The sequence below is a fragment of the Prodigiosinella aquatilis genome (assembly GCA_030388725.1).
In the GTDB taxonomy this organism is placed as follows: Bacteria; Pseudomonadota; Gammaproteobacteria; order Enterobacterales; family Enterobacteriaceae; genus Prodigiosinella; species Prodigiosinella aquatilis.
The window spans coordinates 3,361,836-3,387,472 of record CP128857.1; the positions used below are offsets into that span (position 1 = coordinate 3,361,836).

24 protein-coding genes are annotated in these 25,637 nt (G+C 47.5%); 8 read left to right on the top strand and 16 right to left on the bottom strand.

Annotation, left to right across the window (positions count from 1 at the left end):
- Window positions 1-9: 9 nt before the first annotated feature.
- The 7 genes from PCO85_15585 to PCO85_15615 form a co-directional block, all read right to left on the bottom strand.
- Window positions 10-2,160 carry a polysaccharide biosynthesis tyrosine autokinase gene (locus PCO85_15585; GenBank protein ID WJV52640.1) on the bottom strand — a complete coding sequence of 717 codons (2,151 nt, stop codon included), beginning with the start codon at window positions 2,158-2,160 and terminating at the stop codon, window positions 10-12.
- Between the two features lie 12 nt (window positions 2,161-2,172).
- Window positions 2,173-2,607 (bottom strand): protein tyrosine phosphatase, encoded by a 435-nt coding sequence (locus PCO85_15590; protein WJV52641.1) that lies wholly within the window; start codon window positions 2,605-2,607, stop codon window positions 2,173-2,175.
- Between the two features lie 2 nt (window positions 2,608-2,609).
- Window positions 2,610-3,740 (bottom strand): polysaccharide export protein, encoded by a 1,131-nt coding sequence (locus tag PCO85_15595; GenBank protein WJV52642.1) that lies wholly within the window; start codon window positions 3,738-3,740, stop codon window positions 2,610-2,612.
- Window positions 3,741-4,175: 435 nt separating this feature from the next.
- Entirely contained in the window at window positions 4,176-4,871 is a 696-nt protein-coding gene (locus PCO85_15600; GenBank protein ID WJV52643.1) for an EAL domain-containing protein, read from the bottom strand.
- Between the two features lie 65 nt (window positions 4,872-4,936).
- Window positions 4,937-5,545, bottom strand: a complete 609-nt coding sequence (locus tag PCO85_15605) for a LuxR C-terminal-related transcriptional regulator (protein ID WJV52644.1) — start codon at window positions 5,543-5,545, stop codon at window positions 4,937-4,939.
- Window positions 5,546-6,831: 1,286 nt separating this feature from the next.
- Window positions 6,832-6,978 (bottom strand): hypothetical protein, encoded by a 147-nt coding sequence (locus PCO85_15610; GenBank protein WJV52645.1) that lies wholly within the window; start codon window positions 6,976-6,978, stop codon window positions 6,832-6,834.
- 213 nt (window positions 6,979-7,191) lie between these two features.
- The gene (locus PCO85_15615) at window positions 7,192-7,986 is read right to left on the bottom strand and encodes a YopT-type cysteine protease domain-containing protein (GenBank protein WJV52646.1); all 795 of its coding nucleotides are present in this window, start codon (window positions 7,984-7,986) and stop codon (window positions 7,192-7,194) included.
- A gap of 287 nt (window positions 7,987-8,273) precedes the next feature.
- Here PCO85_15615 and PCO85_15620 point away from each other — a divergent pair, with 287 nt between their 5' ends.
- Window positions 8,274-9,575 (top strand): citrate synthase, encoded by a 1,302-nt coding sequence (locus PCO85_15620; GenBank protein ID WJV52647.1) that lies wholly within the window; start codon window positions 8,274-8,276, stop codon window positions 9,573-9,575.
- Window positions 9,576-9,794: 219 nt separating this feature from the next.
- Here the strand turns inward: PCO85_15620 and PCO85_15625 are convergent, their stop codons facing one another.
- The gene (locus tag PCO85_15625) at window positions 9,795-10,733 is read right to left on the bottom strand and encodes a sugar-binding domain-containing protein (GenBank protein ID WJV52648.1); all 939 of its coding nucleotides are present in this window, start codon (window positions 10,731-10,733) and stop codon (window positions 9,795-9,797) included.
- 233 nt (window positions 10,734-10,966) lie between these two features.
- Here PCO85_15625 and PCO85_15630 point away from each other — a divergent pair, with 233 nt between their 5' ends.
- From PCO85_15630 to PCO85_15655, 6 genes are all read left to right on the top strand, one after another.
- Entirely contained in the window at window positions 10,967-11,872 is a 906-nt protein-coding gene (locus tag PCO85_15630; GenBank protein WJV52649.1) for a tagatose-bisphosphate aldolase, read from the top strand.
- Between the two features lie 125 nt (window positions 11,873-11,997).
- Window positions 11,998-12,552: an AAA family ATPase gene (locus PCO85_15635; protein WJV56104.1), complete on the top strand. Its 555-nt coding sequence runs from the start codon at window positions 11,998-12,000 to the stop codon at window positions 12,550-12,552.
- Between the two features lie 244 nt (window positions 12,553-12,796).
- Complete coding sequence (locus PCO85_15640) at window positions 12,797-13,240, top strand: PTS sugar transporter subunit IIA (GenBank protein ID WJV52650.1); 444 nt, start codon at window positions 12,797-12,799, stop codon at window positions 13,238-13,240.
- 182 nt (window positions 13,241-13,422) lie between these two features.
- On the top strand, window positions 13,423-13,725 hold the full coding sequence (locus PCO85_15645; GenBank protein WJV52651.1) for a PTS sugar transporter subunit IIB: 303 nt from the start codon (window positions 13,423-13,425) through the stop codon (window positions 13,723-13,725).
- Window positions 13,726-13,770: 45 nt separating this feature from the next.
- Complete coding sequence (locus PCO85_15650) at window positions 13,771-15,039, top strand: PTS sugar transporter subunit IIC (GenBank protein WJV56105.1); 1,269 nt, start codon at window positions 13,771-13,773, stop codon at window positions 15,037-15,039.
- Between the two features lie 19 nt (window positions 15,040-15,058).
- Entirely contained in the window at window positions 15,059-15,364 is a 306-nt protein-coding gene (locus PCO85_15655; GenBank protein WJV52652.1) for a hypothetical protein, read from the top strand.
- Between the two features lie 50 nt (window positions 15,365-15,414).
- Here the strand turns inward: PCO85_15655 and PCO85_15660 are convergent, their stop codons facing one another.
- Complete coding sequence (locus PCO85_15660) at window positions 15,415-15,687, bottom strand: hypothetical protein (GenBank protein WJV52653.1); 273 nt, start codon at window positions 15,685-15,687, stop codon at window positions 15,415-15,417.
- Window positions 15,688-16,554: 867 nt separating this feature from the next.
- On the opposite strand from PCO85_15660, the gene PCO85_15665 reads away from it, so the two are divergent.
- Complete coding sequence (locus PCO85_15665) at window positions 16,555-17,757, top strand: MFS transporter (GenBank protein WJV52654.1); 1,203 nt, start codon at window positions 16,555-16,557, stop codon at window positions 17,755-17,757.
- Window positions 17,758-17,949: 192 nt separating this feature from the next.
- Here the strand turns inward: PCO85_15665 and hpaC are convergent, their stop codons facing one another.
- The 7 genes from hpaC to PCO85_15700 all read right to left on the bottom strand — a co-directional run bounded on the left by hpaC (window position 17,950) and on the right by PCO85_15700 (window position 25,628).
- Window positions 17,950-18,468, bottom strand: coding sequence for a 4-hydroxyphenylacetate 3-monooxygenase, reductase component (gene hpaC / locus PCO85_15670; protein WJV52655.1), 519 nt, complete (start codon window positions 18,466-18,468; stop codon window positions 17,950-17,952).
- Between the two features lie 12 nt (window positions 18,469-18,480).
- A complete protein-coding gene (gene hpaB / locus PCO85_15675) occupies window positions 18,481-20,043 on the bottom strand; it encodes a 4-hydroxyphenylacetate 3-monooxygenase, oxygenase component (GenBank protein ID WJV52656.1) in 1,563 nt (520 codons plus the stop codon).
- Window positions 20,044-20,277: 234 nt separating this feature from the next.
- Window positions 20,278-21,162 (bottom strand): 4-hydroxyphenylacetate catabolism regulatory protein HpaA, encoded by an 885-nt coding sequence (hpaA, locus tag PCO85_15680; GenBank protein ID WJV52657.1) that lies wholly within the window; start codon window positions 21,160-21,162, stop codon window positions 20,278-20,280.
- Window positions 21,134-22,528 carry a 4-hydroxyphenylacetate permease gene (gene hpaX / locus PCO85_15685; GenBank protein WJV52658.1) on the bottom strand — a complete coding sequence of 465 codons (1,395 nt, stop codon included), beginning with the start codon at window positions 22,526-22,528 and terminating at the stop codon, window positions 21,134-21,136. Before hpaX ends, hpaA begins: the two co-directional genes overlap by 29 nt.
- Window positions 22,529-22,545: 17 nt before the next feature.
- Complete coding sequence (hpaI, locus tag PCO85_15690) at window positions 22,546-23,346, bottom strand: 4-hydroxy-2-oxoheptanedioate aldolase (GenBank protein WJV52659.1); 801 nt, start codon at window positions 23,344-23,346, stop codon at window positions 22,546-22,548.
- 9 nt (window positions 23,347-23,355) lie between these two features.
- Window positions 23,356-24,159, bottom strand: coding sequence for a 2-oxo-hepta-3-ene-1,7-dioic acid hydratase (gene hpaH, locus PCO85_15695; protein ID WJV52660.1), 804 nt, complete (start codon window positions 24,157-24,159; stop codon window positions 23,356-23,358).
- A complete protein-coding gene (locus tag PCO85_15700; GenBank protein WJV52661.1) occupies window positions 24,153-25,628 on the bottom strand; it encodes an NAD-dependent succinate-semialdehyde dehydrogenase in 1,476 nt (491 codons plus the stop codon). The genes hpaH and PCO85_15700 overlap by 7 nt, the downstream gene beginning before the upstream one ends.
- Window positions 25,629-25,637: the final 9 nt, after the last annotated feature.

Sequence of the window (25,637 nt, forward strand, 5' to 3'; positions counted from 1 at the left end):
CAGAATACATCACCGGCTTTCAGATTTTTTTTCATAAGAGTAAATATAATCACCACCGTAGGCGTAATAATTGAATGCTCTTTTCATAAACGAGTTAAGTACCGTACCATCAATGTTCACACCACTACGTTCGAAACGCTGAATCACCGTTTTAACTTCACGCATCGAGGTATTTTCGAACCCAACAACCAGCAATGAAATTCCAGCATGTCGACCAACGATGATAGCGTCGGTTACCGCCAATAATGGCGTGCTGTCAATGATGACAATGTCATATTCTTTACTGGCCCAACTTAATAACTCATTAAGCTTTGGTGACATCAACAATTCAGAGGGATTATCCGGTACTTTACCCCGAGGGATGACATCCATATTAGGCACACGGGTTTGAAACACTACGCTTTGGGCAGATACTTGCCCCGACAAGACTGAGGATAATCCCAGATTTTTATCGATACCAAAGATCTCATGTAGCTTTCCTCGCCGCATATCGCAATCAATGAGCAACACTTTTTTATTGGCCTGCGCCATAACCACCGAAAGATTGGCGCTGATAAAGGTTTTTCCCAGCTTTGGCGCTGAGCTGGTAACCATCAGGATATTGTTGCCCTTTTCCAGGGCGATAAAGTGCAGACTGGTACGCAAACCTTTGATAGCTTCAAGGGCCACCGCATCACCAAGTGTATCGACCAGTGGGTAAGCGCTATTTTTTATACGACTGCGATGCCAGTGATCCTCAGAAAACGGAATGGTGGCGATGACATTAATGCCGTTGTTCTCAAGCTGCAGCGGATTCTTGACCCCTTGGTTCATAACCGTCCGCATCATCAGATATCCTATTGAGACGATAATCCCGATAAACACTGACAGTAAAAGAATGGCGGCTTTTTTAGGCTCAGCTGGTTTGAGTTGCGTTATTGCTGGGTCGACAATCCTGACATTGCCTAAATTACTCGCCTTAGTGATGCTGAGTTCTTGTTGCTTATTAAGCAATAGTACATAAATATCCTGAGTGACATCCATATCACGCGTAAGACCCAGGATCTCCTGTTGCGTTTTAGGTAGCTGACTAATCTGGTTGTTAATTTTTTGCTTTTCTTGCTCTATAACCCTTTTTTGATCCAGCAACGCCTTATAAACCGGATGTTCTTTAGTATACAGCTTGGATATATCGGCTTCTTTCAGCGTAAGCTGGTTCAACTCATTATCAAGCTGCAATGAGCCGTCAAGCATAGACTTCGCTTCCAGAGACAAGTCAACCGAATCGTTTTGCTGACGGTAGCGGCTTAACCGATCTTCAGCCAATATCAGTGCACTTTTGATCTCAGGAATTTTATGTTGTACAAACTCCAGGCTTCTGGCCGCCTCAGCGGATTTACTCTCAATATTTTGCTGTAGATAGTTTTGAGTGATGCTATTCAGAATTTTGCGGATCATCACCCGATCATTACCCAGCAGGCTAAGAGCAATAATACCGGTGTTTTTATCTTTTTCAGTAACAGACAGATTGCTTAAAATCTCATTAATGACATTTAGCATTTCTCTTTTCTTGACCTGAAATACTGTGCCAATGGGGGCATCGAGTCGCGTTACACGCAGGCTGACCGCGCCAGTTACCACCGGCTGATTGACCCTCCCCGTCGCGATAACGTCCCCATCATAGGTCAGGCTAAATGAATTTTGCCCGGTTACCGTTAACTCCAGCGGTTGTTCCATCAGTGCATCCGACACCTTCAGGCCGGACAAAGAAATACATGGACAAGCGCCCTTGCTGGTCATCTGATGGTACAGACGGCCAAATACCGGGAAATAATCTGGGCTGACCTCCGTTGTCAGTTTCAGGTCATTGACCGTTTTCCCTATCACCAACCGGGACTTGATAAGCTCTATTTCTGTTTCTGAAGCAGGTGGTGTAGAAGGCAATACCGTTGAAAGGCTGGATATTATTGAACTCCCTTCTGTCTGCTCTACCTGCACCATAGCATCTGCCCGGTAGACTGGCGTTACTATTAACAAATAAAGAAAGGCCAAGATAATACATGACGTCACAATCAATGTGATCAGCCATTTATTATCTATCAATATTCCAAACAGTTGCCCCAAACTTAATTCGTTAAAATCCCTGTTTAATTGCTGAGTGGGTGATTTATTATCTAGCATTATATTCCTTGATTAGCTCTTTAGCGCCTTAGCCCATTTTTTTGAATATAAGTTAAGCAACTGGTATGTTGACTCGAAATAGAGAATATCCTTACGGTAAGGATCATTAATGTCCTGTCTATCCCCCCAATGCCCGAAAAGGAACGTTTTCCCACGGACTTCGGCGGCAATATTTTCAACCATGTCAATGTGACATTTTTCCATAACCAAGATCAGATCAAACCGATAACACATTTCGACAGTGAGGCTTTTGGCCCGGTGATGCTCTAGGTTTAGCCCATGCCTGAGCGCAATCTCTTGCGCTTTGGGATCTGCTGGACAATCAACCAACGCACCAAGACCTGCAGAATCGATATTAATGCCAGGCAATTGCGCTTCCAGCAGCGCCTTACCTAATGGAGAGCGACAGATATTACCCATGCAAACCACCACTATTGAACTAAACATAGTTAGTTCCAGCTTTGAATGTCTTTACCAGATTGAGTGATGTCATATATCCCGGCAATAGTAGGCACCAGTTGGCTGATAACACGATTCCAGCGAGCAACCGGGGCCGCAGTGACATACACAATATCGTAGGGATGTAATTGAAATTCAGTCCCCATGACCAGCGCACTGGCATCTGTAGCGTTTAGCTGATAGATGTTGGCAATTTTACTTCCATGAGCCTTACGCAACGGGCGGATCACGAAGATTCCCGTTGCATTGGCGACCGCCTGATTCAGTCCCTGGCTGCTACTCAACGCTTCGGTCAATGTCATGCCCGAACGATCCATTTTTAATGTTGACTGTTTATTGACTTCACCCATCACGAAAACCTTCAGGTCGTCATTACGGGGAATGTAGAGAATATCGCCGGGATCCAGTAAATGGTTCTGCATCAAATCACCATTTTGCATCAGAGCTTGCAGTGAGATATGCAGATCCTGACCATGATGGGTAAGTATGACGTTTCGCCAGTCGGCAAATTCGGTCATACCGCCCGCACTGTTTACCGCATCAAGGATAGTCAGCGGAATATTGGAGATCGCCTGCGGGCCAGACTTCACTACTTCGCCGGTGATGTAGACTTTTTGCGAGCGAAACGCAGCAACATTGACATCTACCTGGGGGCTTTTAATATATTGCGCCAGACGGCGGGTAATCTCCTGGCGGACATCACTGACCGTCTTACCTTCTACCATTACTTTTCCGATATAAGGATAAAAGATAGTTCCATCACTATGTACCCAACTTCCTGATTCACTAGAGCTTCTGAACTGTCCAGCAGGGGTCGTCAGTTCAGGATGTTCCCAGACTGTGATATTTAGAACATCACCGGGACCAATATGGTATTGATAGTCTTTCAGTTCATTATTTAAAATGGGGTTCTGACGAGCCACCGCAGGCCTTAGTCGCATTTTCTCAATCAGACTGGGGGTCATCGGATAAAGCGTAACTAACTGATTAATATCATAGTTATTATCTGCTTGTTTTATCTCTGTTTTATTGCTTACCGGCAAGTAGGATCCAGGAATAACGGTACACCCACTAAGCAACGAGGCTGATAAAACAAATGCTAGCAACTTTATTTTCGTCATTTAATTACTATCACTATTTTTTGCGCATTCAATTTAAAATGACTATTTAAAGGACTATTTAAACGTCATCACATTAACAAGCCTAAAAATCAAAGATCAGAAAAAGCTCTCATCCGTTAATTCATTGTGGGATATAAATATCTTCAAAAAATGGCAATCTACAATTATCATATTTTCAACGCTACCGCCCTTGGTTTTTTGGTCACCAATGAACCCAACTTATTTTCATAGCAAATATAAATATGCGTTTTAAATGCTAATTTAATAAATCGCCCCCTGATAAAACAGGAGCCATTTATGACTACGCCATTACATATTTATTCAAAGGCAAGCAATGTTCGCATATATTTCAATACTTATAATATATTCATTCCATGCTACCACTCTTGGTTTTTTAACCTAAAAAAACAATTCATAAAATGTTTACAATAAACATTAATGCATTTTTTTTAATGCCCACCGAATAAGCCTGGCCTGAGAAAATGGAGGCCATTTGTAACCTTGCATCGCCACATTTTTTATCCCTTCAAGACAGGCAATATCAGCGTCTTTTTCAATGCCTTCAATGATAATACCCTGCGTATAAGGACGAATGTGACTAAGCGTTCTGAGAAATGAATCAGTTCCTCTATGCTTCCAAAAATAATTCTTATCTATTTTTATATATTCGAAATTTTTGGTCATAACGATGCTCAAACTCGTCAGCCCAGCACCAAAATCATCCAACCAGAGCGGGCATAACGAGGATAAATATGACAATAAAAAACCATCTGAATTATGTCTGAATTCAGGGAAAAATTCGTTTATTTCCAGCCTAATGTAATGTGCATTTTTTAAAATTTCACACACTTCATCATCATCATGAATGAATTTTGCAATATCGTGGTCAATATTAATCGACACCAATATGTTATTTTCAATATATAACTTTGCATTGCAGATGATGATACTAAGCTGATTAATAAAAATCTTTATTTTTAGTTCAGGAGACAGTTCAGAGAAAATACACTGATTCCTGCCAGAATTTGCCATCTTTAATCTGGTTAACATTTCAAAGCAAAATATTCTTCCATAAGAATCAACTATGGGTTCATAGGTGTAATAGAAGTCTATTCGGCTATCAAGCTTCAATATCCAACCCTCTCGTAGAAATCCAGCGTATAGTTAAATTGTATGAGCTTGGATTGAATACCCTATCAAGCATATTCAATGATTTTTTTGTATTGTTTTTTTTTATTACATATTCGGTGATGATACCAAAAATTAAGAGCTGATGTTTTCTCTACACCGATCTTTTTAAGGAAGTTACACTTATGATGACTGACTGTTTTAAAGCTGAGCTTTAACATATAAGAAATCTGAATAGTTGAGAGCCCTGACATCAGCATAATCAAGACCTTCCTTTCCATATTTGTAACATTTAATTTATACTCAGCTGTTTCAATGTTCTTATGAAGAATAAACTGTTCGCACAATTCTTCTATCTCAGAGACATTTTTAGACACACATATGAATTTAAATTTCTTGATCAAAACCAGTTCAATGATAAAGGCATCTATTTCAGATGACAAAATGATGACTCTTCCCCAATCTATGACCTCTTCATTTTCCTTAAGAAAATCCAGGCATCTAGTGAAGTTACTACCTGTTAAATTAATGATAAGATAGTCCTTAGTATTCAACTCAATCTTTGGATTGAATTGAATAGAGGCAACCTCTCTAATAAATGCCATCCGTCTTAATAGCAACAGTTTTAATCCCTGCTCTGTGTAGTGGCATTCACTCCATATTACTACTCTTGGCATCGAGCACCTCTTCACATCTATTGTTGAACTATAAAAGTCAAGACAAAGAACACCATTTGCAAGGTAACAGAATAATTTTTTTAAAGAGGGGTTACTTTTCTTATAATTTTAACAACCCCGGTAATCTAATAACTCTAATAATTCTCAGGGAGAGAGAATATTACCTTGAGAAAATGATTCCAATCGTTTTTGCCGATCGTAAACACCAGATCAATAGATTTAAGCTATAAATAACCATTTATTGATCGGATTTATATTTTTTTTACCAAGAATTATCTTATTGAAATTTACGGAAGGCCTTATCCTTTACGCTTTTTTTAATAACTCATTAACCTTTTCATACATATGTAAGATATTTCTTATTCCGTGTCATATAGGAAAAATATACCCACACATGCAGAATATAATTCTGCATAATTTAATTATTTAGCAATTAATTCCATGTTAAGCAAAAAAAATTATAGTCGATAATTTTTGTAATTTTTAATTGCAGCAACTTTGACCCGCCAGATACTAACATCTACGCAAAGAATGCTCTTTTACACGTTGAGCCGTACTCCTCACGTCAAAATACTTATTGCACGATGTCGTAGCCGCTCAAAACTGATATGACGCCATGTAATAACTTCAGAAATTAATTTAATTATTTAATGTATTAGCTGAACCAAAATAAAGCCACCAGCGAACAGATTATCCACTTTATAGGCGTTAATATATGTAATTCCGGGGTCGTACAGCGCCAAAAGGTTCCAGAGGAATGTATGATATTGAGTAGAATGAGTTGTTAATCTTAATAAATAATACATCAATGTTTCATCATAAAAAGTGATGAACAAAACTCCACGACTTATATTAAAAAGGACCAAGAATGTGTAAGGATATGTTATTACATACAATGCACGTAAATATCCCACATGGACTAAGTGAAGAAAAATAGCATAAGTTAATGTGATATAAGTTTAGAAAACATGGAGGGTGATGAATAGATTCTATTCTTGATTCAGTTCATCCGGGATCGTCGGCAAGATTCCGTTATAGATGAATACAAAGAGGCCATAAAATAACAATAATACAATGGAAGGTCAGCTTCCTCGAACGCCGAATCTGAACGCTATAGAGATAGAGCACCTATGCGGCGTAATTCACAAATCACAATTTAACTAACCTTTATAAATAAGCGTTCCCAGATGCCACATTCCGACTTCTTATCACAACACATCCCCCCACAATAGCAGGTGGATTGATGAGCAGTTACCTGACCTGTCAGGCAAAACAGGGAAATGCCGTCAAACTGCGTGGTGATTTCCGGTCTTATACCAGTGTTGCTGACAGCGTGAGCGCAGCCAGCCGAAATCTTTCGTGGCGGTTTCCACGATGGCAGCGAAGCGGGCTTCCGCCGGCCACTGTTCACTGTTTTTGTCTGCACCGGGCACCGGTTTTCCCGTCTGTTTAGCCTGATTACGCCAGTTATAGAGGGTAGCTTCGGATATTCCTTCCCTCAGTGCACAGGATGCTATTCACCAAAAGTTAAAGTTTATTTTTTCTTGACTTAACACGGTAGCTGACACTGAGGGCCGGTGGCAGACGGCGAGTTGGGATAATAGTACGGGCATAAATAGAGTTTACTAATCCATCGCGTGCAAGGGTTATTCGGCGTTGAAAATCTGTAGACCCACCATAGGTAACCCGCTGATTGCGGAGAATTTATTAATCATTTCCTTGAAATCATTTTTATGAAATTCAAACTCACCATTATTAGGGTCGAATATTAATTTTTTTCCGTTTTCTGATTTAGAAAAGCCCAGTGCATGAGATCCTTCATGGCTATAGATAGCCATAATGCCTCGTTTTGCATCAGCTAATGCTGAGTTAAATGTATCGAATGCAGCATCATCATCTTTCAAATATCTTTCTGATGTTTTTACCATAGTCAGGAAAGGCATATCTTTACTGAGCTGATTCTCAAGCCGTGGTTTGAGTTTTATATTCTTATACTCCGCCGCCTGAATCAGGCTTTCTGTTCCTGCCAACGAAGCCTTGCTGATATCGCCGCTTGCTGTCGCTAGTTTGATTTGGAACGCGTGTTCGTGACGATAGAAATTATGCAGAATTCGGGAGTTTACAACGCCATCAAAGGAAGCCAGATAATTCATCCTTTCTGCCGCTGCATAGTGATTGGCATGGGAACCGTCTTTCTTGACCTTTTCCAACCAGCTTAACGATAATCCGAAACACATTGCTCGTTCATGTATGCCGTGATTGTTGGTACATCGACTCTGATCGAATCTTGCTAATACTGAGTCATTCAATAAAGACGGTAAACTTTTCCAGCGAGGATCGTTTAGATTTGATGGTTCAGGCATTAACTTATCATCAGAGTGGGACGTATTCATCTCGATGTGGAGTAGAGATGGGTGAGACAAATGGGATGTTTTTATCATCGCGTCATTCCTGTTTGTGATTTTTAGAATGAGTGGGTTTTAAAAACCACGGGTTCCGTAGCATGAAATGAGAGACAAGGAATGGGACTGACGTATTCCGTCAGATGGGTGCATATCGCGTTTACCTCCTTTTTCTTCATTTACATCAAAGAATCACCGCTAGTAGGTCGCTATTGTGGAGAATCTGCCTGGAGAAACACCGCCAGGCGGCATCGACGCAGACCTGTCGGACAGAGCGGCGCGTCTCATCGCCATTTTCTCATCTTGCAGTCAGGAAGATCATATTTATGACGCAACAACAAGTAACGCTTTCGCTGGACGAACATGATGATATTTCAATGGATTTGCTTTCCGGGACACTGGGACGCGCTGGCGTAGATATCCGGCCTTTGGAAAAACAAGGGCTATGTAGCTTCGATCCAGGGTTTAACAATACCGCAGGTTGCAAGTCCGCCATCAGTTATATCGACACCGATAACAGTATTCTGCTACATCGGGGATTTCCGGTGGCTCAACTGGCGAGTCAATGTGACTTTCTGGAAATGAGTTACATCCTTTTGTATGGCGAACCACCTACTGAAGCGGAATATCAGGATTTCAGACAAATCATCACGCGCCATACACTGGTAAACGAACAGATGGCACGGATGTGTAGCGGCTTTCGTCGCGATTCTCATCCCATGGCATTAATGTGCGCATTGGTGGGTGCGCTGGCGGCGTTCTATCATGATGTGCTGGATGTGGATGATCCGGATCACCGAAAACTGGCGGAAGTCAGACTGCTGTCAAAAATGCCGACACTGGCGGCCATGAGCTACAAATACGCCATCGAACAACCCGCTAACTACCCGCGCAACAACTTGTCCTACGCTGGCAACTTTCTGCATATGTTGTTCGCAGTGCAGGCTGAGCCATACGAGATCAATCCCGTACTGGAGCATGCAATGGATCAGATTCTAATCCTGCATGCCGATCATGGTCAGTGCCCTTCCACCATGACGGTACGAGCGGCCGGCTCCTCAGGGGCTAACCCTTTCGCCTGTATTGCGGCAGGTCTGGCGTCGATGTGGGGGTCATCACACGGTGGTGCGAGTGAGGCTTGCATGCAGATGCTGGAAGAGATCCAAACCGTGGATCAGATCCCTGAGTTTTTGAACCGGGCCATGTTGCATCCTGAAGTGTTCCGCCGCCTGGGTTTTGGTAACTCTCTATATCAACACTTCGATCCCCGCGCGGCTATCCTGAGGGATACCTGTCATCGGGTTCTGAAAGAACTGGGTATGGAGGACAGCTTGCTACAGGTAGCGATGGCGCTGGAAAGTGTGGCGATGAGCAACCCATTCTTCATTGACAATGGCCTGTACCCCAGTGTCGATTTCTATACGGCGGTTATTCTAAAGGCAATGGGATTACCTTCAACCATGTTTACCGTGGTCACTGCTGTCGGACGGACATTGGGTTGGGTGACGCACTGGAACGAAATGCACAGCGAGCCACTGAATATTTATCGCCCACGTCAGTTGTATGTGGGAGAAGGGCCACGTGACTATATGTCCCATCGCAGTACAGACAGCGCCTCACACACCTGAATGCCCGGTACAGAAAGTGGCGGTTGCCCGCGGTAAACAGAGCAGCAACCACTTTCCGTTACTATCACAGGATATGTTCGGTGGACACTAAAGCGACGAAAGTTTTCCCGGAATAAAGAATAAATGGAGCAATGGTAGGAATAGACGAATTACTAACCGTCACTGTGCACCATAAATCCGTGTACCGGGAGATTAGGTTTTATTACCGTGACGTGCGTTCTACAGCCCATTCACTGGCAGTCTCTCCAGGATCGCCTGGGCGGTATTGACATCCGTTACCAACGAGTTAATCATCCCCGAACGCACCGCACCGATAATCCCGGCAGCTTTTTCTGGTGTCGCCGCCACCCCGATAGTCAGCGGTGTACGGCGCAACTGTTCAGGCGATGCCGCAATCATTCGCTCCTCGCCTTCCCAATGCAGAATCTCACCAGACTCAGTCACATAGTGACGCAGCACATCGCCAGCAGCCTGACTCAACGCCTGCTCGCCAGGTGTCGCCGTGGTGGATTCACTCGGCTTCGGCGCATGGGTTAACCCCACACCAACAATCGCGACATCAAGACGATCCCACAGTGAAATAATTTCCTGCACACTGGCATCACTGAGAAACGCATCACGCAGTTCAGCAGAAGAAATATAAGGTGCATGCAGAAAATACGGCGTGCCTTCCATCTGCTCGGCGGCGCGCCGGACAAATTCGGTTATCTGGAAATGTGGTGCCGCCTGTTGCATACCGCCGTTCAATGCAACGGTCAACACGCCGGGTAGCCGCGGTAAACCAGCCAGCGTCACTTCTCTGATTGCCCGCCCCCAGCCAATCCCCAACACCGAGCCAGCACCTAGTCCGGCCTGTTGCAGAATTGAAGCCAGGGGTGTGGTCAGTGAACCCAGCACATTGTTAGGCGGGGCATCCACCACAAATGCCTGCTTCAGCCCCAGTCGCTGTATCAGATCGGCGGTCATATTTTCCGGTGAAGACAACTCGATGACTTCAATGCGCACAATGCCCGCCGCACGCGCTTTATTAAGCAATCGAGAAATCGTTGCGGTAGAGACGTCCAATTTCTGGGCAATCTCCTTTTGAGACATGTCTGACTCGTAATGCAGCTTCGCCACCATATGCATCATAGCGCGCGTGGCTGCAACTTCTTGCAAAATTGGCTCTTTCAGCTTGAAATTCCTTTCAGCAATGTATTACACTCATTTCGTTGATAGGGTAATTATTGCGCAGCGCCCAAGAGAATGCAATGCGCTTAAGACGAATAAACCCTTATATACCGGCACATTGAGCAGTTTTAATCCTGCTAAAACCAGAGAAAATGGAGATCACTACAAGTCAGTCTGAGAGATTTTTTACATGCAATAAATTTCACCCAAAGGAGAAACATATGTCAAAAATGTCCACTTCAGAATTACGCAGTTATCAGCAAATCTGCGGTAACGATGGCGCGATGATGGTTATCGCCTGTGATCAGCGCGGTGCCATGCGCAGCCTGTTATCGAACGACCCTCAGCAGCAGGCCAGCATCTCTGAACGTGAGTTGGGGGTGATTAAAGCGGATATCACCAAGTATCTGGCCAGCAAAGCGTCCTGTGTCCTGGTCGATGCTGTGTGTGCCGTACCACAATTAGTCGACGACGGCATTATCGCCCGAGATACCGCGTTACTGATTGGTCTGGATGCGTCAGGATGGGATGTATCCCCGGAAGGCTATCGCCTCTCCAGACTGGTGCCGAAAATAACTGCCCGTCGAGTACGTGAGCTAGGCGCAACCGGAGGTAAAATTATGGTTTATCTACGCGCCGATCACCCAGCAGCCAATCAGCATAATATAGCAATCCTGCACCACTGCATTGAAGATTTTGCCCGCGAAGATTTATTGCTGGTCGTTGAGTTCCTGACTTATAAACTCGAGAGTGAAACCGAAGAAGCCTATAAAGAAAAAGTGCCATCGTTGATCTACGAAGGAACCAAAATTTGTCTTGATTGCGGTGCCAAAGTGCTCAAACTACCCTACCCGGGATCACTACTCGCATGTGAAGAGATCACCAAACTCGCCGGCGATGTGCCTTGGGCGGTACTGTCGGCAGGCGTCGATCACACAACGTTCCTTACACAGGTCGCCGATGCCATGAGCAAAGGAGCTTCCGGTGTGATCGCCGGTCGCTCACTGTGGAAAGACTGTATTTCGCTGGACAGAACATCTACCAGGGAAAGACTGGAAACGCTGGCCATTCCGCGTCTGAACGAGATTCAGGCAGTTATTCAACAATATTACCACGCCGCTAAATAAGGCCGGGCAGGTGAAAAATGACGGAGAAAAGAACAGTGTCTGACGTTGAATCCCGGGCTCACTACCATTCTGATACGCAGGTATCACCACCTGAGTCGACCAACAACGTCTCGGGTAAGCGGGTTATCCTGGTCAACGGAATTCCCGCATCGGGGAAAAGTCGTCTTGCCGTGGCGCTTTCTGAACGGACCGGCTGGCTTCAGCTATCACTGGATGGCATTAAAAACCCTTTTCTTCAGCGCATTGAAGGTGTGGATCGCCGGTTTAATCGCCTACTGGGCCAGGCGAGTTATCAGGTTATCTGGTCCATTGTGGCCGGAGCACCCAACGGCAGCACTTTTATCGTCGATGCCTGGTTTGGTTTTCAACCGAAAGACGTACTGAAAACATACCTGGTGCAGGCGGGTGTCACTAACATGGTGGAAATCTGGTGTCATATTTCTGGCGATCTGGCGGGACAACGCTACATGGCACGGCTCGACCAGCGTTTACCTGGACATCCTGGTGCTGAATACATACCAGAATTGATCACGCTTGCCGAAAAAGCGACGCCGATGGGTTTTGGCCCGGTCTATTCGGTGGATCAAGATCAACCGATAGACATGGATAGCATCAATGACTGGGTAGTAAAGTCGCTTTCAGAACCAATGCCAATCGATTCCAGGATGACGGATATATGAAAATTTAAATTCATTAATAATGGCACGGTGAAAATTAACGTTATTAAATAATATTATCTTTCCTGATAAGGATTTCATCATGATAAAAAATAAATAACCACTATTTCTATAAGACATTATTTTTCATGCTTTACTGGCTATTTTTTATTTTTTGAAAATAACAGATAGGAAAAGATAGATCACAGTTTTTACTTTTAAGAAACATCATACTGCAATAAATTCCAATTCATCGAAAAGGGATATTATGTTAACTGACTGGATTAATGAAAGTAACATTAGCATAATTGATAAAACAGAAGACTGGCGAAGTGCAGTAGCTTTAGCCATGCAACCATTAATTGCTCAATTAGCGGTCGAAGATCGCTATCTTCAAGCTATTTATGCAATGCATGAAGAAATCGGCCCTTATTATGTTCTCGGCGAAGGTATTGCTATGCCACATGCCAGACCAGAAAACGGAGTAATAAGAACCGCACTCTCTCTGGTTATTATCTCTGAAGGTGTCGAGTTTGGCAGTGAAGATAATGACCCGGTTTATATCATATTTGGTCTGGCTGCCGTGGATAGCCACTCACATATTGATATGATTGCCAGCCTGGCAAAAATATTCTGCGATGAGGAAACCATAAAGAAATTAAAAATAGCGAAAGATAAAGACACGATACTGAAAATAGTTCAGCAATTCTAAGTCAATAATACGAGTAAGCGACAAATCTGCCTGGAGCCGATCTGAACGATGCGCACGGCGGCCCAACGGGCTGATGGCGATGGAAAGGCCGAGTAATAAAGACGGTGCATCTGTACCTTGATAGATCTCGGGTTATATAGGCAACAGCGCAAAATCGACTAACGAACACCTAAGGAATATTTATGGAAAAGTTATCAATCCTGGCAGTATGCGGCGCTGGTCTGGGTAGCAGCTTTGCCTGCGAAATGAGTATTGAAGCGGCGCTGAAAGATTTGGGGGTCGAAGCCACTCTTGCTCACTGTGATATTTCCAGCGCCACCTCGACGCGTGCGGATATTATTATGACCGGTGAGAACTTCAAATCTCAGTTTCAGCATTACACCATCAACGCGACAATTATATATCTGAAACGTTTGGTGGATAAAAATGAAATAAAAACAAAGCTAATCCCCGTGCTTCAAACCATGGGGCATTTGGCTAAATAATTTTTAATTAACACTCCGATTATTGTGAATCCATACAGGGGACTTATTATGTCTTTCCTCCATTTTATTGTAAACGATGTGCTTGGCCAAGCGTCAATATTAATATCGCTCATTGCCATGATTGGGCTTATTGCCCTTAAAAAAAGCCCAGGGCAAGTCATAACCGGGACACTGAAAACCTTGTTGGGTTTTCTAATTATACTTGCTGGTGCCAATATCATTGTTAATGCGCTTAATTTTCTGGGTGAAATATTCCAGAAGGGATTCAACATGCGCGGCGTTGTTACCGATGTCGGATCGATTGCCGGTATTGCACAACAAACTCTCGGGCGTGAAACTGCATTGATTATGGTTTTGGCTTTCATAGTAAATATATTAATCGCCAGATTCACAAGATTTAAATATATATTTCTGACCGGTCAGGCTTCGCTTTGGATGGCAACCGTCTGCTCCGTGATTGGCTATATGGGGGGATTACGCGGCACAGAGCTTATTATTATCGGCGGTGTAATTGCTGGCACAATGGCCGTCGGTATGCCCGTACTGGCGCAACCTATCGTGCGGAAAATAACCGGGTCGAATGATTTTGCGCTTGGTCATTTCTGTACTATCGGCTACATCATTCAGGCCGGGGTCGCCAAACTGACCGGGAATGCTGAAAAGAGTACGGAAGATTTTGAACTTCCCCAGGCATTTTCCTTCTTGCAGGATACCTATCTTTCGATGATGGTAGTGATGATCCCGATCTATATCATCCCGGCCATCGCCGCAGGTCCGATCGTGGTTGCGCCTTTCGCTAATAACGTCAATTATCTGGTCTATTCTTTCCTGCAATCCGTGCAGTTTGTGGTCGGTGTTTATGTCCTGCTGTCGGGTGTCAGGTTATTGCTGGCTGAAATAGTCCCCGCGTTTCGCGGCATCGCCCTTCGTATCGTGCCGAACGCGATTCCAGCACTCGATTGTCCGGTGCTATTCCCCTATGCCCCTAACGCCGTGATCATCGGTTTTATTTCCACCACTATTGGATCAATTATCGGTATGTTCTTCTTCCCGGTTATCGGCCTGGCCATGATTTTACCGGGCATGTTGACCAACTTCTTTGCGGGCGGCACTGCGGGGATATTTGCCAATGCCGTGGGTGGGCGCCGGGGGGCGATTATTGGCGGTATCTTCCACGGGCTGTTTATTACGCTATTGCCCGCCCTGCTTCTGCCACTGCTTGGCAAGTTTGGGTTATCCAATGTGACGTTCAGCGACTCCGATGTCATCAGCGTCGGCCTGATATTCGGCCACATTCTTAACCTATTCCATTAATCATAAATCTGGAGGAGGTATGGTTACACCAATAGAGACCATTATGGCGCAAGATCTTACGCCACAGGATCGCGCTAATGCCCTCAATGAACTGGGGAGGCATTTTCATGAACAACAAGAGATGGATGCGGCGATTGCATGCTGGGAACAGAGTATAGCCTGTTATGGGAAACCCGGTTTTGCACAGGCGCAGTTAATGAAAGCTTATAACGCGAAACGCCGTCAATGTTCAGAAGCAGGTGATGCAAAAGGGTTGGAAGATTACTCAACCAAGATTGATATGCTAATGCAGAAAAGTAAAGATGCCATTCGTTATGGATACTGATTCCCGTGGATAGTAGAGAGGCCAACCATGGTCAGCCTCTCTACGCTTTTCTATGGTAAGACTTTATCAATGTGGGTGATATGTGCATCCCCATCCAGGGGCTTATAAATATAGATTATTACAACATTGGTTTTTGCTTTTGGATAAAGCCCAACAGCCTCAGAGAGAAAACAATAATTTCTCCCTGAAACGGCTTGGGTGGCAACAAGCAGTGGCGTATATTTTACGCCCAATAAATGTACGACAACTGAATCGAATAAAGCCATATCAACCGCATCAAGTTTATGAAAACCACTCCACTCACCAACCATTTGATCTGACATAATATTCACCTTGCTCTACTGTATATATCCACTAGATTTCAAGATGCAGGAAGATAGCAAGTAGGCAAACCCCGAGCACTTACCTGAGTAAGTGCTCGGCGGTAAGCGGAAATCTGCCTTGAGCCGATTTGAATGCTGATCATAGCGGCCTAGGTAAGGCCGGGCAATCACGCCAACACACCTGCAAGGTGCAAAAATAGCGGATATAGTTCATTTGAATAGCCTTATATACCCAAAATAATTCGAAGTGCAGGAAGGCGGCAGGTGAGCGAATCCCGATGAGCTTACTCAGATCAGTGATTCGGGTGAGCAAACGCAGCCGACACACCTGCAACTTGAAGTATGACGGATATATCCTGTCAAAGATATTTAAAGCTAAATAAAGCCTAGTTGTTGAGTTGTCATTCATCAAGTCTACTGTTGATATATCGCACCAAGTCAGCAAAAAAATGAGTAAATTAAAACCATTATTACTTCAGGTTATTTTAAAGATATATAACCTTATAATTCAATCATGATTAAGATGGTTAATGACCATAAATTTCACACTGACAAGTCACTATGATCCGTTATTAATAATAATAGTTGAAAAATATAAATCTATTTATACCCAATGAATTTCAAGAGGCAGGCGATAACCGAATTACTGAGGACAAACAGCCCGTCAGCAATGTGAAAGAAAATAGGTGCATGATATGTTCACTACTTTGCCACTACTGGATATACCGGTCTATCAGATTGAAACTCAGAAAACCCGATCAGAATGCGATCATTATCTGCTGTAAACCAATCTGGCTAATGAAAGTGCCACTCATGTAAACTGGTGGCTTCGTCGGCCCTACCATTACTCTTTCAGGATCAACACCCGTGGAAACCTCACTGTTCAAATCCCCGACATTTCTGTGTTTCTGGACTGGTCAGATTGCGTCTTCTCTGGCCTTTCAGATGTTAGTCGTGGGGATTGGTTGGCAAATGTATGCGCTCACTAACAGCGCATTAAACCTCGGGCTGGTGGGGTTGGCCCAATTTCTGCCGCAGTTGGCTCTGACTCTGTTTGCTGGCCACGCGGTGGACCAGTATAACCGGCGACGGATTATTCTGTTTGCCCGGCTGGTGATGGCTGCCACGGTGCTGGTGCTGGCAGTGGGCTGTTTCACACAGACCATCAGTGCGACAATGATTTATGCCTGTTCAGCCATACTGGGTGCGACACGGGCTTTTGAGATGCCGGCAACGCAAGCGTTACTGCCTAACCTGATTGAGCCAGGTCTGCTGTCCCGTGCGCTGGCGCTGATGGCGTCCGCCCGTGAGGCGACCGTCATCGTCGGGCCAGCCCTTGGCGGCCTGATCTACCTATTGGGATCCACCGTCCTGTACACCGCCAGCATGGCGTGTTTTCTACTTTCATCCCTGTTCCTGTTCCGGTTGCGTTACACCCATCAGGCACTGGCCAAATCACCGGTCAATCTGAAAACCCTGTTCAGCGGTATACATTTTATCCGCCGCAATCCAGTAATACTGGGGTCCATATCGTTGGATATGTTTGCGGTATTGCTGGGTGGCGCGACCGCTCTGTTGCCTATCGTCGCCAAAGATATTCTACATACCGGCTCCTGGGGGCTTGGCCTGTTGCGTTGTGCGCCCGCGCTTGGTGCCGTACTGATGTCCATTTATCTGACTCGACACCCTCTGCGTCAGAATGTCGGTAAAATCATGTTTATGGCCGTGGCCCTGTTTGGGCTGGCAACCATCCTATTCGGCTTGTCCAATCAATTGTGGCTGTCCTTATCCGCGTTGTTGGTGCTGGGCGCTTCCGACATGATTAGCGTGGTGATCCGTTCAACATTGGTTCAACTGGAAACGCCGGATGAAATGCGAGGCAGAGTCAGCGCGGCCAACTCCATTTTCATCGGCACGTCCAACCAGCTTGGAGAGTTTGAATCCGGCGTCACTGCGGCCTGGCTGGGCGTCGTGCCTGCCATCGTGCTGGGCGGCATCGGCACCCTGTTGGTGGTGACGCTGTGGATGAAAGGTTTCCCGATGCTGACACAGCGTCAAACGCTGGAATAATGTCTACAGCCCGTAGCACGGCTAATGCCGTAGCCGGTTACCCTGGTTGGCAGTCCCGTAGTATCTCAAAACGCAGTAAACCTGACGATTATCGTCAGGCTTGAGTTTGGTGACAACGCCATATAGCGGTGATAGTGGCGAGGCTACTGCCTTGTGCTTTTCCCGCCACTTTTCATCTCGGGAGTACCTGCGTCATGCGGTTACCAGCGCGTCCTCATGATGGATGGTGTGAAACTGACGTTTAAAGTAAATCAGACCGTGTCCCTCTTCCGCTAGCGTGATGTGCCTGATTTCCAACAAATAGACCTGATGCGTCCCAATGGACTGAATTTGCTGAATGTTTCCCTCCAGGCTAGCCAGGGACTGGTGCAACACTGGCTGCCCCAGTTCACCATCGTGCCAACCTTCCAGCAAGAAACGCTGTTCCATGGCAACGTTTGTCATCCCGGCAAAATGGCGTGCCATCTCCTCTTGTTCATGATTCAGCACGTTGACACACATCCTGCCATTTTGCTCGAACACCGGGTTCATGGCGCTTTTACGATTGACACAAACCAACAGTGTCGGCGGCGTATCTGTCACCGAACAGACTGCTGTAGCGGTAATACCGCAGCGCCCTGCCACTCCTTGAGTGGTGACAATATTAACAGCCGCTGGCAAGCTGGCCATCGCGTCACGGAAACGTAAACGCTGTTGTTCTTCATGAGACATGGGAACCTCCCGTTATTTCAGCAATCGATCAAGCTGGTTGATATCGGTATTGTTGTGAAGATGCGGTATGGTCCAGCCGTCGCGGTCATAATCCGCCAGACAGCGCTCTACCATATCCATCATGCTCTTCATGTTGCCGGAACCCTGTGCGTGACGCAGGCATTGCAGACGGACTTCATCCTGACTACCGGCATAGTTGATTTCATAGAGTTCATGGCGACCACCAAATTCGCTGCCCATGGCATCCCACATCAGTTTGAGGATCTTGATCCGCTGCTCGTGATCCATCCCATTGGAGCCGCGCACATACTGAGCCAGATAGCGGTCGATTTCTGGGTTGTTCAGGTCACGTACACTGGATGGAAGATAGATCAGGCCACTGGTGACATTACTCTCAATGATGTTTTTGATTTTGCTGTAAGCCATCGGCGCCAGCACCCGATAGGTCTGCATTGCCTGCATATCCGGTAACCAGGCACCATTCTTCCAGTCCTTGGCTTCAGCCCACATGGCATCACTCAATGACCAGAACAGATTGCGCCACGCCACGACTTCCCCCAAGGCAGCCTGTACGCCTCGGAACTCCAACACACCGGTACACTCCAGGCTTTTCTGAAACAACGCGGTGATAAAATCGAGTTTCACCGCCAGACGCACACACGCCTGCATCGGATAGAGACGGGCAAATCCTGCTTCCACACTCCAGCGACGACAACGATCAAAATCGCGATAGATCAGTACGTTCTCCCACGGGATCAACACCTTATCCAGCACCAGAATCGCGTCGTTTTCATCAAAGCGGCTAGAGAGCGGGTAGTCAAACGGTGTACCGGTAACGCCAGCGACCAGTTCATAGGATGCGCGGGAAATCAGCTTCACACCATCAGCATCCATCGGAGCGATAAACATCAGGGCAAAACCAGGATCGTCCCCCATCACCTGCGCGGAACCAAAGCCAATGAAGTTGTAGTGGGTCAACGCCGAATTGGTGGCGACAACCTTGGCGCCACTGACGATGATGCCTGCATCGGTCTCTTTCTCCACCTGCACATACACATCTTTCACCTCATCCGCCGGTTTATGGCGGTCGATGGGTGGGTTGACGATAGCGTGGTTAAAATAAAGACCGGCTTCCTGAATGCGTTTGTACCAGGTACGCGCGTTGTCCGCATATTCGCCATAAAATTCCGGGTTGGCACCCAGTGAGCAACCAAAAGCCGCTTTGTAGTCAGGCGTGCGCCCCATCCAGCCGTAGCTAAGGCGTGACCAATCCGCAATAGCATCGCGCTGTTGACGAATCTCTTCAGCCGAACGGGCAAAACGGAACGTGCGGTGAGTGTAACCGCCGTTACCCGTATCCGTTTGCCAGCACAGGTTGTCATGTGTTTCCGGTGCATGCAGCGCGTCATATAAGGCAGCGACAGAACCTGCGGCATTACGGAACGCTGGGTGTGTGGTGACGTCTTTCACCCGCTCGCCGTAAATATAAATTTCACGCCCATCCTGTAGGCTCTTTAAATACTCGTCACCGGTAAACGGTCGATTGGTGGCAGCGCGATGTGCTTCAGGCTTCATATCTACCTCATGTCTTCTCAGTAAAAAGGAACAAACAACGGCCAATTTGTTAATTCGATGTTTGTTTTCTGTTAACCGATTTAACCGCTGTACAGGACCAGGAGGAAGAGACGTTTCAGGCGATTACCGGTACTTTTCACCAGGATTAAACGATAGATATGTAATTTGCGATCGGGATCAAAAGTAATAAAAAAGAACAGCGGGTTAACCAACCAGAACCGCCCGGCGCAAGACTCAGCGATGGCGATATTTACTTGGCGCACAACCTTCCATTCGATTAAAAAACCGTGCGAAATAGGCCGGATCTTTATAACCCAGCGTGAAAGCAATTTGATGAACGCTTTGCGAGCTATACAGCAATAGACGCTTTGCATCGCGCAGTACACGTTCAAAAATCAGGCGCTTAGGAGGTTGATTGGCAAAACGCTTACACAACTCCGTCAGGCGTGACTCACTGATGCCCAAATGCTGCGAATAATCGGACACTGTAAAGTGATCACGGAAATGATCGTCAACCAGACGATTGAAACGCTGGAACAGCTTCATTTCTCCACGCACACTACAAACGGAATGATCATTGGGAGGAGCCTCCCGCAGCAATAACGTAAATATCGCCAGCGCCAGTGAGGATAGTAGTGTGTCGCGCCCTGGCTGTTGATGTTGAAACTCATGGGCTATCAGCGGCCAATAATGATTCAACGCCTCCAATGTTTGTGGCGACGACTCCAACGACAGGCAAATGCCTCGCATATTAATGGCACTACCACTACCCGGCCATAATGTCTCTATCAACGGCCAGATCAGCTCCTGCCGCACCGTTAAAACATGACCATCACTATCCGGCTCGGTGAAAAACGCATGGGGCACTGAGGGGGGAGTCAACACAAACAACGGTGCTTTTACTGCATAAAAATGATCCTCCAGTTGCAGGGTAATTTCCCCCGTTGCCAGAAAATGCAGTTGAAAATAACGATCATGCCAGTGTGGGCGCATATCGCGCCCAAAAAACGCTGCCAGACGGGCAAAGGTTTCATAATGAACATCATCATTACCGTAACGGGCATCGTACTCTTTGCTGATATCGATATTTTCAAAGTGTTGCGGCATTGTTGTCGGCATTATCGCTACCTCCCACATTGCGTGTAGACAACATCACCGTCTGCGTTTGCGGCCTTCCTGCAGACATCGGAATGCGTGATACCACCAACGCCCCGACGACGAGCAATCCGGCGACAAACCATAGTCCGGAATTGAAGCTGCCGGTGGCATCACGCAGGATACCGATCAGCAAAGGACTGAGTGCAGACCCGACATTACCGACAGCATTAATCACCGCCAGCGCTACCGCGCGTGCTTTGAAACTGATCACCTGGTCCGGCGTGGTCCAGAAGATCGCCATGGCGGTGAACGATCCTGCCGAAGCCATGATAATGCCCAGCAACTGCACCATATTGTGCGAAGTGGCGGAAGCCAGCAGCCAACCGGCGGCGGCAAACAGATATGGCACGATGGTGTGGCGTTTGCGCTCTTTCAAGCGATCGGAACGTCGGCTCCACCAGACCATACCGAGAATAGTGCAGAATTGCGGAATGGCCGCGAGCAGGCCAATGACGATATTGCTACTCCCTCGATTAAAACTTTGCAGGATCTGCGGCGTCCAGATGTTAATGGCGCTTAGGGTATTGGTCAGGCAAAAATAAGCCAGCGTGTACATTAATACCGTCGGGGTCAACACATCCCGCCACATACGGCGCGATACATGTGGCGTCGGCGCTACCGTCTCCCGTTCCTGGTCGATCATGTTCTGTAGTGCCTGTTTTTCCTCTTTGTCCAGCCACTTGGCCTGGGCCGGTTTATCGTCCAGAAAGAACCAGGTAACCACACCGAGGATCAGCGACGGGCCGCCTTCCAGCATGAATAACCATTGCCAGCCTTTCAGGTTCATTACGCCGTCCAGCGCGAGGATATATCCAGATAATATCGATCCCACCATCATGGTAACCGGCATGGCAATCATAAATAACGCATTGGCACGAGCACGATAGTAAGCGGGAAACCACCAGGTCAGATAGACCAGAATACCGGGTAGAAAGCCCGCTTCGGTGATCCCCACCAGCATACGCAGTACATAGAGTGTATGCGGACTGGAGGCGAACATTGTGCAGGTGGAAGCGATCCCCCACAGCACCATGATGGTCGCAATCCAGCGGCGTGCACCGACAATTCCCAGCATCACATTGCTGGGAATACCGCACAGCACATAGGTCACATAAAACAGTGTGGTCGCCAGGCCAAACATGGTGGAGGTCAACCCCAGTTCTTTGCCCATGGTCAGACCGGCAAAACCAATGTTGATGCGATCAAGAAAGGAGAAAACAAACAGCACGAACAAAAAGACAATTAAACGTCTGAATAACTTTTTAATGACCCGTTGTTCAATGCCGGACAACTCTTCTCTGTTTTCATGTTGCATTAACGTTGTCATGGTTTTCTCCCTTGTGCTTAGTAAACCGACTTGCTGCGGTGAATAACCGGGGTCGGCAGGGTAGTAAAACGGGCTGCCAGCGCTTCTGCCGAGCGGGCCAGTAATGTGGTATCGACGCCGACCGCAACAAACAACGCGCCACGTTCCAGGTAGTGCTGCGCCCGTTTTTCATTGGCCATCAGGATGCCCGGTGCCTTGTCGGCCGCCAGGATCCTGTCAATGGCTTGTTCAATCACCGCCTGAACGTCCGAGTGCGTGGGATTACCGGGAAACCCCATATCCGCACTCAAATCCGCCGGTCCGATAAACACGCCATCTACGCCCTCAACCGCCAGAATAGCGTCCAGATTTTCCACACCCTGACGCGTCTCAATCTGCACCAGTACGCAGATCTGCTCATCAGCCCGCACCAGGTAATCGGCGATACGATTCCAGCGCGAGGCGCGTGCCAACGCACTGCCTACGCCTCGTATCCCATGGGGTGGGTAACGACAGGCTTTTACCGCCAACTCGGCGTCTGCTGCGGTTTGTACCATCGGGATCAGCAGCGTCTGGGCACCGGTATCCAGCAATTGTTTGATGATCACCGGGTCATTCCACGGCGGACGCACCACCGGATGACTGTTATAGGGCGCGATGGCTTGCAACTGTCCCAACACGGAACGCACGTCGTTGGGTGCGTGCTCACCATCAATCATCAGCCAGTGAAAACCAGCTCCTGCCAATAGTTCGGCGCTATAGCTGTTGGCCAGCCCGAGCCACAAACCAATCTGTGGCTGCTTCTCCCGCAGCGCCTGTTTAAACACATTAATGAACATGCTTACTCCTTAAACGAAACGGCAACTGATGGCACCCATCACACCGTAATCCACATGGAAGGTGTCGCCTTTACGCGCCGGCACCGGCCGGGTGAACGATCCTCCGAGGATGATTTGGCCCGCTTCCAGCTGAACGTCATAGGGTGCCAGTTTATTTGCCAGCCAAGCCACACCGTTGGCCGGATGGTTAAGTACCGCCGCCGCCACACCAGACTCCTCAATAACGCCGTTGCGATACATCAACGCTGCAATCCAGCGTAGATCCAGTGCATCGGGTTTAATCGGGCGTCCCCCCATCACGACCCCCGCATTGGCCGCATTGTCTGAAATGGTGTCGAACACCTTGCGCGGACGTTGCTCCACCGGGTCGATGCCGTGGCAACGCGCATCAATGATTTCCAGCGCCGGGATGATATAGTCGGTGGCGTTATACACGTCGAACAGCGAGCAATTCGGGCCACGCAGCGGTTTCGCCAGCACAAAGGCCAGTTCGACCTCAACACGCGGCACAATGAAGCGATCAATGGGAATATCACTGCCATCGTTAAAGAACATATCGTCCAGCAAGGCACCATAATCAGGTTCGTCAATTTGCGAACTGGCTTGCATCGCTTTCGAGGTCAGCCCAATCTTGTGCCCTTTCAGTACGCGACCTTCGGCGATTTTGGTTGACACCCACCGGCGCTGAATCGCATAGGCGTCATCAATAGTTATCTCCGGGTGACGCAACGAAAGCTGGCGAATCTGTTCGCGATTTTTCTCGGCCTGATGCAGCTCACCAGCCAGGCTATTAATGGTTTCCGCATTCAGCATGGTGACACTCCTGTTTCGCCCATTCCGCCAAAGCAGAGATATTTCACTTCCAGATATTCATCAATGCCGTAGCGGGAACCTTCGCGCCCCAGACCAGATTGTTTAACCCCGCCAAACGGCGCCACCTCGTTGGACATCAGGCCTTCATTGATGCCGACCATACCGCTCTCCAGCGCTTCGGCGACACGCCAGACCCGCTGCACATTTTGCGACCAGAAATAGGCCGCCAGGCCAGTCTCCGTGGCGTTGGCCAGGTCAATGGCCTCCTGTTCGTCATGAAAACGGAACAGCGGCGCAACCGGGCCGAAAGTTTCTTCATGAGCGATACGCATCTTCGTCGTGACATTTGACAGCACTGTAGGCTGGAAAAACTGCCCACCCAACGCATGCGGTTTGCCGCCGGTCAACAGCGTTGCTCCCAACGACAGCGCATCGGCGATATGTTCTTCCACCTTGCGACAGGCTGCGGACGTGATGAGCGGGCCCTGTTGCGCCTTGCTGTCACTGGCTGGCGCTACCTTCAGCTCGGCAACGGCTTTCGCAAATCGCCCGGCAAAAGCGTCATAGATACCGTCCTGCACCAGAATACGGTTGGCACACACACAGGTCTGGCCGCTGTTGCGGAATTTGGCGGCCAGAGCCCCGGCGACCGCGCTGTTCAGGTCAGCATCGTCAAAGACGATCAGCGGGGCATTGCCGCCCAACTCCAGCGACAGTTTTTTTACCGTGTCGGCGCTCTGTGCCATCAACAGCTTGCCGACACGCGTTGAGCCAGTGAATGACAGCTTGCGCACCACATCGCTGGCGGTCAGCGTCGCGCCGATAGTCGCCGCATCAGACGATGTCACGATATTCAGAACCCCTTTCGGCAAACCGGCTTCCTCAGCCAACACCGCCAGTGCCAGTGCCGACAACGGGGTTTCAGCGGCCGGTTTTAATACCACAGTGCAACCCGCCGCCAGTGCCGGCCCGACTTTGCGGGTAATCATCGCATTGGGAAAGTTCCAGGGGGTGATGGCCGCCACCACGCCGATCGGCTGTCTGATAGTGACCAGCCGGCGGCTAACCGTCGGAGAAGGGATGGTTTCGCCATAAGTACGTTTCCCCTCCTCCGCGAACCATTCGATAAAACTGGCACCGTAGGCAATTTCACTCATGGATTCATTAAGCGGTTTTCCCTGCTCCTGGCTTAGCAACTGCGCCAGTGGCATCTGATACAGCATGATCAGTTTGTGCCAGCGCTTAAGAATGGCACTGCGTTCATGCGCACTGGTTTTGCGCCAACTTTTTTGCGCCTGCTCTGCGGCAGCAATCGCCTGCCGGGTTTCGGCTTCTCCCACATCCGCCACACTGGCAATCACGTCGCCGCTGGCTGGATCGGTTACGTTGAACTGTTTGCCATTCAAGGCATCGACCCACTCACCGTCGATGTAAGCCTGATGGCGTAACAACTGCAGTTCATTTCTCATGATTTTTCC

Bases quoted from the DNA above. Each gene is read 5' to 3' on its own strand.
- PCO85_15585 (WJV52640.1), bottom strand. From the start codon at position 2,160: ATGCTAGATAATAAATCACCCACTCAGCAATTAAACAGGGATTTTAAC.
- PCO85_15590 (WJV52641.1), bottom strand. From the start codon at position 2,607: ATGTTTAGTTCAATAGTGGTGGTTTGCATGGGTAATATCTGTCGCTCT.
- PCO85_15595 (WJV52642.1), bottom strand. From the start codon at position 3,740: ATGACGAAAATAAAGTTGCTAGCATTTGTTTTATCAGCCTCGTTGCTT.
- PCO85_15605 (WJV52644.1), bottom strand. From the start codon at position 5,545: ATGCCAAGAGTAGTAATATGGAGTGAATGCCACTACACAGAGCAGGGA.
- PCO85_15615 (WJV52646.1), bottom strand. From the start codon at position 7,986: ATGATAAAAACATCCCATTTGTCTCACCCATCTCTACTCCACATCGAG.
- PCO85_15620 (WJV52647.1), top strand. From the start codon at position 8,274: ATGACGCAACAACAAGTAACGCTTTCGCTGGACGAACATGATGATATT.
- PCO85_15630 (WJV52649.1), top strand. From the start codon at position 10,967: ATGTCAAAAATGTCCACTTCAGAATTACGCAGTTATCAGCAAATCTGC.
- PCO85_15640 (WJV52650.1), top strand. From the start codon at position 12,797: ATGTTAACTGACTGGATTAATGAAAGTAACATTAGCATAATTGATAAA.
- PCO85_15645 (WJV52651.1), top strand. From the start codon at position 13,423: ATGGAAAAGTTATCAATCCTGGCAGTATGCGGCGCTGGTCTGGGTAGC.
- PCO85_15655 (WJV52652.1), top strand. From the start codon at position 15,059: ATGGTTACACCAATAGAGACCATTATGGCGCAAGATCTTACGCCACAG.
- PCO85_15660 (WJV52653.1), bottom strand. From the start codon at position 15,687: ATGTCAGATCAAATGGTTGGTGAGTGGAGTGGTTTTCATAAACTTGAT.
- hpaC (WJV52655.1), bottom strand. From the start codon at position 18,468: ATGTCTCATGAAGAACAACAGCGTTTACGTTTCCGTGACGCGATGGCC.
- hpaB (WJV52656.1), bottom strand. From the start codon at position 20,043: ATGAAGCCTGAAGCACATCGCGCTGCCACCAATCGACCGTTTACCGGT.
- hpaA (WJV52657.1), bottom strand. From the start codon at position 21,162: ATGCCGACAACAATGCCGCAACACTTTGAAAATATCGATATCAGCAAA.
- hpaX (WJV52658.1), bottom strand. From the start codon at position 22,528: ATGACAACGTTAATGCAACATGAAAACAGAGAAGAGTTGTCCGGCATT.
- hpaI (WJV52659.1), bottom strand. From the start codon at position 23,346: ATGTTCATTAATGTGTTTAAACAGGCGCTGCGGGAGAAGCAGCCACAG.
- hpaH (WJV52660.1), bottom strand. From the start codon at position 24,159: ATGCTGAATGCGGAAACCATTAATAGCCTGGCTGGTGAGCTGCATCAG.
- PCO85_15700 (WJV52661.1), bottom strand. From the start codon at position 25,628: ATGAGAAATGAACTGCAGTTGTTACGCCATCAGGCTTACATCGACGGT.